This window comes from Candidatus Hydrothermales bacterium (assembly GCA_039630235.1).
In the GTDB taxonomy this organism is placed as follows: Bacteria; Hydrothermota; Hydrothermia; order Hydrothermales; family JAJRUZ01; genus JBCNVI01.
This window is the reverse complement of sequence record JBCNVI010000002.1, coordinates 173,649-186,020: the sequence shown is the minus strand read 5'-3', so window position 1 is coordinate 186,020 and position 12,372 is coordinate 173,649. Positions and strand designations below refer to the sequence as shown.

The following is a 12,372-nucleotide window of genomic DNA, read 5'->3' as shown; positions in this document are numbered from 1 at the left end:
ATATTATATTTTTAAAATTATTTCATCTGGATCTAAAAACGAAACAGATTCAACCTCTTCTTGGGTAGGCTCAAGTGTAAAGGTTCCTTCATCCTGTCTTAAAAGTTCAAGAACATCGTTTTCAAGATTTTCTCTTAACATCGTTCCGTCCATTTTTTTTACAGCAACAATCATCCCCTTGGCAAAAAAAATCTCTCCTTTTAGATATTTACCATCTATAATTAGTTTTCCGGATTTTGAGAGTCTTTTTATAAATTTTAAAATATCCTCAATTCTTATATCCCTTAAATCACCAACGAGTGCCATTTATCCCTCCTTTTCTTCAACTCCAAGAATATTTAATACTCTTGAAACAAACTCCTTAAGTTTAAATGGTTTTTCAAAATAGGCTTCAACTCCAATTTTTTCTGCCTCTTCTTGTACAGCTTCTGAGCCATAGGCTGTCATTAAAATTAAATGAGTATCAGGATACTTCTCCCTTACTTTTTTTAAAAGATCCATTCCGTTCATTTCACCGGGAAGTTTTAAATCTGAAATAACAAGATCAAATTTTTTTTCTTTTATTTTATTAAGTCCCTCTTCAGCGGTTTCACAGAGAACAATTTCAAAAGTACCTGTAGCAGAAAATAAAACTTCATAAAGGGCCATCCCTAAGAGCTTTTCATCCTCCACAATCAATATTCTTTTTTCCGGTTTCATCTTTTATGATCTTTTATGGATTTGAACCCTCTATAAATTTTTGAGGTATATAAATCGAAAATTTTGTTCCCCTATTTATTATACTTGAGACCTTTATACTAAATCCATGGGCTTCAATTACCTTTTTAACAAAGGAAAGACCCAGGCCTGCTCCCTTTTCTTTTGTCGTAAAAAATGGTTCGAAAATCTTCTCTATATATTTATCTTCTATCCCCTTCCCGTTATCCTCTATTTCAAGAATAAAATCTAAATTTTTCCTAAAGTTAACTTTAATTTCTCCACTTTCTTCTATTGCCTCTATCGAATTCTTTATTAAATTAACAAGTGTAAGCTCAAATTTTACCTCATCACACAAAATTTTAACATTCTCTGGAACATTTATATTAAAGAAAATATTCTTACCTTTTACAAAAAACTTACAGATATAAATTGATCTTTCCACAATATTTTTAAGAGAAGCCCAACTCAAATTAATTCTAAAGGGCTTAGAAATATCAAGTAGAGAAGATAGTAAATAATTCATTGTGTTACCCTCATCCCTTAAAGTCTTTATTATTTCTTTTATACTTTCATCTTTTATTTTTAACTCAAGAAGTTCAGCAAGTCCTAAAATACCAGAAATCAAATTTTTAAGCTCATGAACAAGTCCTGCTGCAACTTTTCCAACAAAAGCAAGTTTTTCCTCTTTTATTCTATTTTCAAGCAATAACTTTAGCTCCTCTTCTAAGCCTTCCTTTCTCTCTCTTAATTCTTTTATAAAGTTAGCATTCTCAACAGAAATCGAGAGTGTATTTGCGATCATTTCTATAGTTTTTACTTCTTCTAATTCAAAAGTTCCCCTTTTCTTTTTAAGGTATAAAACTCCATGAATAAAATCTCTAGTAGGAACAAGTACCGACAGCTCAGAACCTCTTAAAGTGGTTTTCATTTTTCTTACAGCCTCTCCAGGAAAAGAAACTTCAATATTTAAAATTTCAAAATTTTCTCCGCCTCTAAAAGAATAAGGTATAAGAAAGTCACCCTTAAGCTTATAAAAACAAACTGAATCTATGTCACTCAGGTTTTCGTATATATTTTTTATTATATAATCACAAATTCTTCCTTCATCATAAACTCTAGTAGAAAAAAGGATAAGATCATAACTTAACTCAAGTCTTTTTTCAGATTCTCTTCTTTTTTTGTAAAGATAAGAAGTCAAAAAAATAGGTCCTATAAAAGATGAAAGAACTTTTAAATCAAACAAAGAATCATCATTTAGCTTATCTTTAAAATCAATCAGAATAAATCCAAAAAGCTCACCAAAATGGTAAAAAGGGAAATAAAATATATAAGAAGATTCGTAATATGGAAATTTGTAAAAAGAAATATTCTCAATTTTTTCAAAAATCGGATCTTTAATGTTAATAAAATAACTTATAATTTCTTTTTCATTCACATAATCTCTAAACAGAGGCTTAATCTCTTCTTTTTTTTCACCAATAAAGACATCAAAAGAAGTATATCCCTTAAAAAAATTTCTTAGAAAAGCTTCTAAAAACCTTTTTATCCTTTCAAGATCTACCTCTGCAGAAATTTCTTTTATAAAAGATAAAAGCATCGAAATATCCATATTATTTTATTTTAAAATCTAAAATTTTTCTTTCGTTTTTCATTACAAGATAACCCCAAAAGGTACCAATAACTATTCCGGCAAGTACGTCTGTTGTCCAGTGCCTATCTAAGTAAATTCTTGAAATTCCGACTAAAAAAGCCCAACTGTATAGTAAAAATTTTAAATTTTTATGTCTTTTTGAGAGAATATAAGCAAATGAAAAAGAACCAGTTGCATGTCCGGAAGGAAAGGCATAGTCAAAGGCACTTTTTAATTCTCCTGAGGGCCTTTTTCTTTTAAAAAGAACTTTCAAAGTTAAAACTGATAAAGATGAAAGACCTACACCAAACAGTAAAAGTTTCGCATCTTCTCTTTCATGCTCTGAAAAGAAATTAGAAAGTATTACCTCACTTACAAGGAAAACTTCTTTGTCTGCACTTTTTGTTATAATAGTAAAAGTTTTATCTAAAAAGGGGGTTCTATTTCTCTGAAAGAAATCTCTTATAGCCATATCAAAAGGGTTATCAAGAATAATAAAAAAAAGAAGTATCATCTCCCATATAGGAGTCTATCACCAAGAAACTGTGGTAAGCCATTTTCTATAATTTTTCTCCTTGCAAGATCTATATCGTAGAAAACTCTATAAAATAGTAATTCTCTTTTATCACTATCATAAATCATAAAAGAGGATCGAGGATCTCCATCCCTAGGTTGCCCAACACTACCTGGATTGATAAGATAATCAGTGTCACCCTCAAGCCTATATTTAAAAATAAAGTAATTATTCTTTTTTTCATAAACTATATCCTTAAAACCGAATTTGAAAAATTTACCTTCTTTTTTTCTCTTATAAATTGAGGGAACATGAGTATGGCCAAAAAAAACAATACCTTTTTCTATGCTTTGAAATTCAAAAATTGCTTCTTCAAGGGAAAAAATATAAAAAAAAGACTCAGGAGCTGACGGTGCCGTGTGTACAATTTCTAAATCTTCACTCACTTTTTCTTTAAAATTCAGGTTTTTTATAAATTCTTTATTTTCTAGTTTTATAACCTTAAAGGTCCACTCAATAGCTCTAAATGCAAACTCATTTAGATTCTTTCTTTCCTCTGGATTTATAAGAGCTAAATCATGATTACCTAAAACAGTGACTTTTGCATTTTCTCTAATAAAATCCGCACATAGATTAGGATCAGCACCGTATCCAACAATATCTCCAAGACAAATTATTTCATCATATCCTTCTTTATTTGCAACTTTTATAACACTATCAAGCGCCTCATAATTTGAGTGTATATCAGAAAGAACTAAGTATCTCATTTTCTTACAGTTTTACCTATTTTATCAAGAATCCCATTTATAAACTTTACTGCCTTTTCATCAACAAAAATACTTGTAATTTTCAACAGTTCTCCAATTATAACTTTAAGTGGAGTATCTGGATAAAAAAGGATTTCTCCAACTCCAAATCTAAGAACTGATTTTTCAAATGGTAAAATTCTTTCAAAATCCCAATTTTTTAAGTTTTTTTTTATCAAATCATCGATTACGTCTAAATTTTTATAGAATTTTTCAAGATAATCTTTTGCAATTTCCGTCTCTTCTCCCTTTTCTTTTTTAATCAAATCTAAGGGATCATCACCTAAAAGTTCGCTCCTATAAAGTAAATTTATTGCAATTAGTCTTGCCTTTGTTTGTTTACTTAACTTAACTTCTAAGAATTTCATTAAGAGATTTAACAAGCTTTATATTATCGACTCTTCTTCCAACTGTAATCCTGAGTGAATTTGGAAAAAGAGACTTAGGTAAAGGTCTTGTTATTACACCTCTTTTTAAAAGCTCCCTATAAATCATATCTGCATCTTTTTCAAACCTCACAAATATAAAATTTGCATCTGATTTTAAGTAAAAAATATTCATCTTATCAAAATTCTTATATAGAAATTTCTTCTCTCTCAAAATCCTCTCTCTCATAGTCTTTACGAAGGTGTCATCATCGAGGGCATACAGTGCAGCATACTGAGCTAACCTATTAACATTAAAGGGAATCTTTACTTTATACAAGGCATTAATTATTTTGGGTCTTGCTATAAGATAACCTATCCTTAGTCCAGCTAAACCGTATGCCTTGGAGAAAGTTCTGATAATTATCAAATTTTCAAATTCCTTATAAAGCTCAAAGGCATCAGGGAAATCTTCACTTTCTACAAAATGAGTGTAAGCTTCATCTAGTACAATAAGAGTATCTTTTTTTGCTTTCTTCAAAAGATACACAAGGTCCTGATGAGAAAAACTTGTTCCAGTAGGGTTGTTTGGGTTTGCAAGAAAAATCATTCTTGTATCACTATTTAAATTATCTGCTATTTTAACTGGATCACATGAAAGGTTTTTTTCATTTAATGGAATTTCAACAATTTTTGCATTAAATATCTTTGAAACAATCTTATACATTGGAAAAGAGCCCCTATTAAACATCACAGAAACATTTTCATCCAAAAAGGCCATTCCAAGGTAATATAAAAGCTCAACAGAGCCATTTCCTACTATTATTTCATCTTCTTTCACCATATGTTTTTCAGCAATTTTTTTTCTTAAATAATAACAGGAGTCATCAGGATATAAATTCATCTCCTTGAGATATTTTCTCATTGCTTTTATAGCACTAGGAGAAACTCCGTATAAATTCTCATTTGAAGCTAATTTACTAACCTCTTTTAATCCGTACTCTCTTTGCACTTCTTCAATCGGTTTTCCAGGCTGATAGGGTTCTAAATCAATTAAATTTTGCTTTATTAAGTTCGAAATTTCTTCCTTCATAATAATCCCTCCTTAATGCCTCAAGAGGGGTATCTTTTTCCCCCAGAAATTCAGCACATGTAAAAACTCTATTTCCATAAATTTCTCTAAAATTTCTAATGTAATTTATATAACTTAAATCTCTAACGAAGTGATGATCTATAATCATTATTGAATTATTTAATTCCTTTAGAAGCTCTGAGACATCTCTAATAAACTCATCTATCTCTGATTTTTTACTTTGATAAAGAGAAGGACCGTCAACAAAAAAGTAATCTATCACTTTTCCCTTTAAAAATTCTTTTAAATTTTTATCCCATAAACCTTGAGTATCTGAAGAATAAAAAAGTCTTTCCTTTTCTTCTATGATAAATCCAACTACTTTTCCCTCTCTCTTTAATCTTCCGTGCCATAATCCATCCGAAAATAAAATTTTTGTTTTATTAAAATTAAACTCCTTTAGATCTGCAAAGAAGTATTTAACTCCTCTTCTCTGCAACTCCTCTATAAACTTTTTTGCCCTTATTACTTGCATGTAATTCATATCTTTTTTGTAATCTTTTATCAAAAGGATCTTTCCCAGAAAAATGTCCACGTCAAAAAAGGGATAGTGATCGTTATGGAAGTGGCTTATTATAACAACATCACTCTGTTTTACATAACTTCTAATTTTATTATAGATTACATTTAAATTGTGAACTTCCTGTGGAGAAGGGGGATAGCCATTTCTTCTTGGAGCAAGAGCGCAAGAGGGGTCAACTATTATTTTTACATCACCTGTTTCAACATATAATGAGAAAGACCTTGTTCCAAGACTATCCGCTCCCAGCGGAACAATTCTCATAATTCATTATTTTCTTTATCCTTACTTCGTGTCTACCGCCCTCAAAAGGAGTAGTGAGAAACTTAAAAACAATACTCTCAATCTCTTTAACATCCTTTAAATCTTTTGCACCAAGCGTTAAAATATTAGCATTGTTATGTGCCCTCGCAAGATAGGCATCTTCCTCATCTCTACAAAGAGCAGCTCTAACTCCCTTTACCTTATTTGCAGCTATAACCATTCCAATACCTGTCATACAAATAAGAATTCCAAAATCTGCCTCCTTTTCCTTGATTTTCTCTCCTACTTTTATGGCAAAATCAGGATAGTCAGTTGATTCCTCCGAAAACCCCCCTAGGTCTATTACCTCGTAATCTCTTTCAATTAAAAACTTTTTTATAATTTCCTTTAGCCTATAACCTCTATGATCAGCACCAAGTGCTACCTTTATTTTAGAGGTGTGAGCCATCCGTATTTATCCTCTATGTCCCCGTTAATATAGCTAAAGAATAATTCCTGAAGATGTTTAGTTATCTTCCCCCTCTTACCATCACCAATTATTATTTTATCAATACTTCTTATAGGTGTTATCTCCGCCGCGGTTCCCGTAAAGAAAACTTCATCTGCTATATAAAGAAACTCTCTTGGCAGCATCACTTCTTTTACCTCGTAACCAGCATCTCTTGCAAGTCTTATAACGGTGTCTCTTGTTATTCCAGGTAAAATGCAGGCATCAAGGAAAGGTGTGTATATAATTCCATCCTTTACCACAAAAATATTTTCACCAGAACCTTCTGAAACAAAACCCATTGCATCAAGAGCAATTCCCTCAGAAAATCCATATAAAACTGCCTCCATCTTTATAAGTTGACCGTTTGCATAGTTTCCTGATGCTTTCGCCATTGGCGGAACGGTGTTTGGTGCTATCCTTGTCCAAGATGAAACCATGACATCAACCCCCTTTTCAAGAGCTTCAGGTCCAAGGTATTTACCCCACTCCCAAACCGCAATTACTACCTCAACAGGACATTCAAGGGGATTTACACCTAAGGAGTGATAACCTCTAAAAACTATTGGCCTTATATAGCACTCTAAAAGACCATTCTCGATAACTGTTTTTTTACAAGCTTCAATCATTTCATCAAAGGAGTAAGGTATCTCCATCCTATAAATTTTTGCAGAATCAAATAATCTTTTTATATGTTCTTTCAATCTAAAAATACGGGGGCCCTTTTTAGTATCATAACATCTTATTCCCTCGAATACAGAAGAGGCATAATGTAGAGCATGTGTTAAAACGTGTATTTTTGCATCTTTCCAAGGAACAAGCTCTCCATTCATCCAAATATATTTTGCCTCTTTTATGGAACTCATTTTTTGATACTTTTTTAAGGGGAATTAAACCCTTTAAATAATACTTTTTCAATAAAAGAATACTCAAAGCCTCTATTTAAAAAATATTTATAAATGCGTTCCTCAGAAAATCCCCTACTTTTTAGCTTTTTCACAGTTTTTAAGGCTGATTCTAAAACAACATCTTCTTTATATTCCTCTTCAACAATCCTTTTAGCTATTTCTAAAGTCACTCCCTTTCTTAAAAGCTTCTCTATAAGTAAATCCTTTGAAACAGGCCTTTTATGTATCTCTTCTATCACAAATATTTTTGCAAACTTTTCATCATCAATTAGGCCTTCCCTTTCAAGTCTTTCAATTTCTTTTTTTATCTCCTCCGCTTTAAATCCTTTTTTGCTCAGTCTTAGAAAGATCTCCCTCTTTGTTCTTGGTCTATACTTAAACAGTATTCTTGTATATTTTCGCACATCCCTTAATCTTTTCACCTTATTCCTTCCCTTTTTATTCTTAAAAGTGGTACAAGTAAAACTGGTGCAAGTAAAGTTGTTATAAAGGTTACCATTATAGCTACTCCATATAGATCATGAGATATAACACCTCTTGCAAGAGCAACCCCAGCCACAATAAGTGCAACCTCTCCTCTTGGTATCATACCAACTCCTATCCTAGTTGCTCCGAGTATATTAAACTTAACTATGAACGCAGGAATACTACAACCTATTATTTTTGAAAGTATCGCAATAAACGTAATTGTAATACCAAATAGTAGAGATTTAAAAATTGAACTTAAATTTACAAGCATCCCCATAACTACAAAAAAGATAGGTACTAAAAAGTGATATACCCCTTTTAGATCTTTAATAATTTCTTCCTTTAATTCTGTGGTAGAAAAGGCAAGACCCATAGCATAAGAGCCGATAATCATGGCAAGACCAAAATATTCAGCAAGATAAGATGAAAAAAAGGCAAAAGATAAAACTATTGAGAGCCAGGCTCCCTCTGATTTGAGTTTCTTTAACAATTTAGTAAGTGGTTTTACTATAATTAAACCAATAGCAAGTATTATAAGCCATATTGAAAAAGCTTTTAATGCTGTAATGGATGCAGCCTTTACAGATACTTCTCCACTTTCAACTATACCTACGACTATAGTAAGCACAAGTATTCCCAAAACATCATCTATTACGGCAGCTGCTAAAATTGAAACTCCCTCTGGAGTGTTAATTTTTTCCATATCAGAGAGAATCCTTGCAGTTATACCAACCGAGGTGGCGGTAAGTATTGCTCCCATAAAAAGTGCCTTAGGACTAATAAAAGAATCAGCGTATCCAAACAGAATAGTAAAAATATCACCCAAAATAAAGGGTAAGATAACGCCACCTAAACCGATTAGAAATGAGATTCCAAAGTATCTAAAAAAAAGAGAAATATCTGTTTCAACACCAGCGATAAAAAGAAGAATTACAACAGCAATTTGAGCAATTACGTAAAGTTCTGATGAAATTCCGAGAATGTTAGAATGTTCAATAGGGAAAAGAGGTGAAACCCCCGGTAGCCTTAAACTTTTCCCAAGAAAAAAGGGACTAATTAATATACCAACTAAAAGCTCTCCCAGAACAGAAGGTTGTCTAAAAAACCTCTCAAAAATTTCTCCTCCCACTTTTGCCAAAAGAATTATAATACTAATCTGAGTTACAATGTGAAAGGCAATTTCTGTTAAATTAGACTCCATCTAATTTATTAATTTTATGCTTTAAAAATATAGGTTTTCAATTAAATTCTCTCTATTTCTGAGTTGGAACTATTTCGATGCTGTATGTAATCTCAGCAGTACCCTTTAACATGTTAGACACAGAGCAGTACTTTGATAATGAAAGTTCTATCGCTTTTTCTAGTTTTTCCATAGGTAAATTTTCCCCACCAAAAAGATACTTTATGTGTATTTTTTCAAAAACTTTGGGATGTTCATCTTTTCTTTTTCCTTCAATTTCAATTCCAAAATAACTAAAATTCACTCTCATTTTAGAGAGTATTGAAACTACATCCATGCCGGTACAGCCTCCAAGGGCAATTAAAAGAGTTTCCATAGGAGTAGGTGCTGAATCAAAGCCTCCTAAATCAATTTTTGTATCAAGATAAATCTCGTGTCCTCTTTCATTTTTCCCCTTAAATTTTAAACCTTTAATATTTTCCAAGGTTACCTTCATTTTCTTCCTCCCTTATAAGTGAGAGTGAAAATTCTCTTTCAAACTTTGTAATTATATCAAAATTTTCCTCCTTTTCTTTTTGTTCAATTTCAACTTTTAATTCAAAATCAGATCCAAAGGTTCTTCTAATTATATCTTTCAATTTATCAATTTCCTTCTCAACTATTTCCCTTTCCACCCCGTCCTTTACTTTTATATAAATACTTTTATCTTTTAGACTCGCCTTTTCTTTAAAAATAGAGTAAATAAGCATTCCAAGATTTTTAAGCTCAATTAAAAAAATCTCATAGAGAGATAAATCATCTTGAGTTTTGAACTTTAACTTCTCCTCTTCCCTTTCTTTTATAAATTCTCTTTCTATTTCCATAACTACTCCACCCTTTTCTATAATATCCTCTATTTCATAACTTCTCGGTAAATAGATCATCTTATAGAAAGCATGACTCACTAAAATCCTTGGATCAGGAATAAAGTAAATCGTTTTCTGAACATCAAAAATATGATTCATAAATCTTATTATATCAACCTTTGTTAAATTTTTATAGTATTTTTTATAGATATTTCTCTCCATACCTTTTAGCACATCCTCAAGAAAAAACAAAAAGGATCTTAGAACATCTCTCTCAGTATATTTGGTTAGAATTTCGTCTAGGAATTTTAAAAGCTCTAGCCCTTTTCTCTCTGAAATTAGTTCAAGTAAAATTTGCATTAACTCTTCAGGTAAAAAGCCTATAACCTCTTTTACCTTGTTTTCAAAAACCTCTCCCCCAGTGAAGTAAAGCGCCTTTTCGAGAAGTAAAAGTGAATCCCTTAAACTTCCACCAGCACTCTTTGTTATTAGCCTTAGGGCCTCATCATCGTACCTTATCTTTTCTTTCTCACAAACCTCTTTTAACCTTTCAAAAATTTTCTCTTCAGGTATGGGAGTAAATTCAAAAACAAGGCATCTAGATTGAATTGTTTCTGGAACTTTATGAAGCTCTGTAGTAGCAAATATGAAAAATACCCTTCTTGGTGGTTCTTCAAGAGTTTTTAAAAGAGCGTTAAAGGCGTCTTTCGAAAACATGTGAACTTCATCGATAATGAAGACCTTATATTTAAACTTACTTGGTATAAGCTTTGTCATTTCAACTATACTTTTTGCCTCTTGTATTCCCCTGTAGGATGCACCATCTATTTCAAGAACATCAAGGGAAGATCCCCCTTTAATCTCTGTACAGGAAGTGCAAATATCACAGGGTTCACCATCTTTCAAATTTTCGCAATTTAGAGCCTTTGCCACTATCCTAGCTACTGAAGTCTTTCCACTTCCCCTTGGTCCTGCAAATAAAAGCGCTTGAATCTCATTTCCAAGTTTATCCATCTTAATCGCATTTTTTAAAGTAATCTTTATAATATCCTGAGAAACAATTTCGCTAAACTTCTGAGGTCTATACTTTCTTGCAAAATTTAAATTAACCCCCTTATTTTCCTCTCCCATTCCTCAACAACCTCCTTCTCCTCTGATTCTATTATAACTCTAAGTACAGGTTCTGTATTAGAAGGCCTTATGTGAATAAATCCAGAATCAAACTTTAATCTTACACCATCCTCCCCGTTGATCTCTAAAAAATTTAACTTTTGCGTAAAATCTAAAATTTTTTCAGGTATCCTTCTTTCTGAGATAAAAAACTTTAGCTTTTTCATAAACCTTTTTTTAAACAGTTTCTTAAACTCTCGTGAATCGTTAAACTGAGTTAGAAATGAAAGAACTATTGCAGAGGCAAAAAGGGCATCCCTTGTCATGTTGAAATCCCGTACAATAACTCCTCCATTTCCCTCACCACCGTACCCTGCCTCTTCTTCAATCATTTTTTTTACAATATTGGCTTCTCCAACTTTAGTCCTATAAACTTTAACTCCAAACTTTTCTGCCACTTCCTCAACCTGTTCGGTTGTTGAGAAATTTGTAACTATATCTTTCTTTTCAACTGATAGAAGATAGTTAAGACATATTGGTAAAGTTTCCTCCTCGGAGAGAATTTTTCCGTCTTTAGTTACAATTTGTAACCTATCACCATCAGCATCAATCGCAAAGCCAATATCTGCCTTTTTTTCTTTGACAAAATTTCCAAACTCTCTTATGTTCTCCGTATTTACCTCAAGAGGTCTTTCAAAAACCCCCATTTGAGTGTTAAAAGGTAAAACTTCACACCCTAATTTACTCAAAAGTTTAGGAAATGACTTAGATCCAGCCCCACCTGCTGTATCAATTGCCACCCTAAATCTTTTTTCTCTTATAAGATCCTTTAAAATAAACTTATTTTCAATTATACCATCTATGTGTTCTTTGACAGGACTAAATTTTTCAATCCTATAGACATTTTTGATTTTTTCCCAACTAAAAAAACTCACTTCTTTTTTAAGTCTTTCAATTTCGTTTTCAAAGAGAAATCTACCTTCAGGATGAATGAATTTTAAACCGTTCCATTCAGGTGGATTATGAGATGCACTTATTACAATTCCTATTGAACTTTTTTCTCTCTTTTTAACTGCATAAACAATAGAGGGAGTAGGAGCTATTCTTCCATCAAGAACGAACTTTTCCCTTGATAAAGAGGAAGCAATAACAAGGTGATGAAAGCATTTACCAGACGGTCTTGGATCTCTTCCGACAACTAAGATTGGGACATCAAAAAGGTCACAGAAGGTAGCAGAAACCTTTAGAACGTATTCTGGTGTAAGAGTTAAAAAGGCAATTCCTCTTAAGCCGGATACTGAGAAAAAAAGGCTCAACTTTAGAGTTTTAAAGAGCCAGGGACGGGAGTCGAACCCGCAACCTTCGCATTACGAATGCGATGCTCTACCAATTGAGCTACCCTGGCAAAACCCTTAATTTTTAATTTTAAGTTAAAAGAACTTAT

At 32.1% G+C, this 12,372-nt stretch carries 15 protein-coding genes and 1 tRNA gene; all 16 read right to left on the bottom strand.

Annotation, left to right across the window (positions count from 1 at the left end):
- Nucleotides 1–3 precede the first annotated feature (3 nt).
- Entirely contained in the window at nucleotides 4–306 is a 303-nt protein-coding gene (locus tag ABDH49_03490) for a DUF4388 domain-containing protein (GenBank protein MEN3046031.1), read from the bottom strand.
- On the bottom strand, nucleotides 307–699 hold the full coding sequence (locus ABDH49_03485; GenBank protein ID MEN3046030.1) for a response regulator: 393 nt from the start codon (nucleotides 697–699) through the stop codon (nucleotides 307–309).
- 13 nt (nucleotides 700–712) lie between these two features.
- Entirely contained in the window at nucleotides 713–2,308 is a 1,596-nt protein-coding gene (locus tag ABDH49_03480) for a HAMP domain-containing sensor histidine kinase (protein MEN3046029.1), read from the bottom strand.
- Between the two features lies 1 nt (nucleotide 2,309).
- Nucleotides 2,310–2,843: a phosphatase PAP2 family protein gene (locus ABDH49_03475; GenBank protein MEN3046028.1), complete on the bottom strand. Its 534-nt coding sequence runs from the start codon at nucleotides 2,841–2,843 to the stop codon at nucleotides 2,310–2,312.
- Nucleotides 2,840–3,610, bottom strand: coding sequence for a metallophosphoesterase family protein (locus ABDH49_03470; protein ID MEN3046027.1), 771 nt, complete (start codon nucleotides 3,608–3,610; stop codon nucleotides 2,840–2,842). The genes ABDH49_03475 and ABDH49_03470 overlap by 4 nt, the downstream gene beginning before the upstream one ends.
- Nucleotides 3,607–4,017, bottom strand: coding sequence for a transcription antitermination factor NusB (gene nusB / locus ABDH49_03465; protein ID MEN3046026.1), 411 nt, complete (start codon nucleotides 4,015–4,017; stop codon nucleotides 3,607–3,609). The genes ABDH49_03470 and nusB overlap by 4 nt, the downstream gene beginning before the upstream one ends.
- Nucleotides 3,998–5,107 carry a histidinol-phosphate transaminase gene (gene hisC / locus ABDH49_03460; protein MEN3046025.1) on the bottom strand — a complete coding sequence of 370 codons (1,110 nt, stop codon included), beginning with the start codon at nucleotides 5,105–5,107 and terminating at the stop codon, nucleotides 3,998–4,000. Before hisC ends, nusB begins: the two co-directional genes overlap by 20 nt.
- Nucleotides 5,064–5,930 (bottom strand): hypothetical protein, encoded by an 867-nt coding sequence (locus tag ABDH49_03455; protein MEN3046024.1) that lies wholly within the window; start codon nucleotides 5,928–5,930, stop codon nucleotides 5,064–5,066. Before ABDH49_03455 ends, hisC begins: the two co-directional genes overlap by 44 nt.
- Complete coding sequence (gene rpiB / locus ABDH49_03450) at nucleotides 5,902–6,360, bottom strand: ribose 5-phosphate isomerase B (protein ID MEN3046023.1); 459 nt, start codon at nucleotides 6,358–6,360, stop codon at nucleotides 5,902–5,904. The genes ABDH49_03455 and rpiB overlap by 29 nt, the downstream gene beginning before the upstream one ends.
- Nucleotides 6,357–7,283: a branched-chain amino acid transaminase gene (locus tag ABDH49_03445; GenBank protein ID MEN3046022.1), complete on the bottom strand. Its 927-nt coding sequence runs from the start codon at nucleotides 7,281–7,283 to the stop codon at nucleotides 6,357–6,359. The genes rpiB and ABDH49_03445 overlap by 4 nt, the downstream gene beginning before the upstream one ends.
- Before the next feature lie 14 nt (nucleotides 7,284–7,297).
- Nucleotides 7,298–7,747 (bottom strand): regulatory protein RecX, encoded by a 450-nt coding sequence (locus ABDH49_03440; GenBank protein MEN3046021.1) that lies wholly within the window; start codon nucleotides 7,745–7,747, stop codon nucleotides 7,298–7,300.
- Nucleotides 7,744–8,994 carry a cation:proton antiporter gene (locus ABDH49_03435; GenBank protein MEN3046020.1) on the bottom strand — a complete coding sequence of 417 codons (1,251 nt, stop codon included), beginning with the start codon at nucleotides 8,992–8,994 and terminating at the stop codon, nucleotides 7,744–7,746. The genes ABDH49_03440 and ABDH49_03435 overlap by 4 nt, the downstream gene beginning before the upstream one ends.
- A gap of 52 nt (nucleotides 8,995–9,046) precedes the next feature.
- The gene (locus ABDH49_03430) at nucleotides 9,047–9,469 is read right to left on the bottom strand and encodes an OsmC family protein (protein ID MEN3046019.1); all 423 of its coding nucleotides are present in this window, start codon (nucleotides 9,467–9,469) and stop codon (nucleotides 9,047–9,049) included.
- Complete coding sequence (dnaX, locus tag ABDH49_03425) at nucleotides 9,444–10,949, bottom strand: DNA polymerase III subunit gamma/tau (protein MEN3046018.1); 1,506 nt, start codon at nucleotides 10,947–10,949, stop codon at nucleotides 9,444–9,446. The genes ABDH49_03430 and dnaX overlap by 26 nt, the downstream gene beginning before the upstream one ends.
- Nucleotides 10,919–12,244: a hypothetical protein gene (locus ABDH49_03420; GenBank protein ID MEN3046017.1), complete on the bottom strand. Its 1,326-nt coding sequence runs from the start codon at nucleotides 12,242–12,244 to the stop codon at nucleotides 10,919–10,921. Before ABDH49_03420 ends, dnaX begins: the two co-directional genes overlap by 31 nt.
- Nucleotides 12,245–12,260: 16 nt before the next feature.
- Nucleotides 12,261–12,333, bottom strand: a tRNA-Thr gene (locus ABDH49_03415).
- Between the last annotated feature and the right edge of the window lie 39 nt (nucleotides 12,334–12,372).

Bases quoted from the DNA above. Each gene is read 5' to 3' on its own strand.
- ABDH49_03490 (MEN3046031.1), bottom strand. From the start codon at position 306: ATGGCACTCGTTGGTGATTTAAGGGATATAAGAATTGAGGATATTTTA.
- ABDH49_03485 (MEN3046030.1), bottom strand. From the start codon at position 699: ATGAAACCGGAAAAAAGAATATTGATTGTGGAGGATGAAAAGCTCTTA.
- ABDH49_03480 (MEN3046029.1), bottom strand. From the start codon at position 2,308: ATGGATATTTCGATGCTTTTATCTTTTATAAAAGAAATTTCTGCAGAG.
- ABDH49_03475 (MEN3046028.1), bottom strand. From the start codon at position 2,843: ATGATACTTCTTTTTTTTATTATTCTTGATAACCCTTTTGATATGGCT.
- ABDH49_03470 (MEN3046027.1), bottom strand. From the start codon at position 3,610: ATGAGATACTTAGTTCTTTCTGATATACACTCAAATTATGAGGCGCTT.
- nusB (MEN3046026.1), bottom strand. From the start codon at position 4,017: ATGAAATTCTTAGAAGTTAAGTTAAGTAAACAAACAAAGGCAAGACTA.
- hisC (MEN3046025.1), bottom strand. From the start codon at position 5,107: ATGAAGGAAGAAATTTCGAACTTAATAAAGCAAAATTTAATTGATTTA.
- ABDH49_03455 (MEN3046024.1), bottom strand. From the start codon at position 5,930: ATGAGAATTGTTCCGCTGGGAGCGGATAGTCTTGGAACAAGGTCTTTC.
- ABDH49_03445 (MEN3046022.1), bottom strand. From the start codon at position 7,283: ATGAGTTCCATAAAAGAGGCAAAATATATTTGGATGAATGGAGAGCTT.
- ABDH49_03435 (MEN3046020.1), bottom strand. From the start codon at position 8,994: ATGGAGTCTAATTTAACAGAAATTGCCTTTCACATTGTAACTCAGATT.
- ABDH49_03430 (MEN3046019.1), bottom strand. From the start codon at position 9,469: ATGAAGGTAACCTTGGAAAATATTAAAGGTTTAAAATTTAAGGGGAAA.
- dnaX (MEN3046018.1), bottom strand. From the start codon at position 10,949: ATGGGAGAGGAAAATAAGGGGGTTAATTTAAATTTTGCAAGAAAGTAT.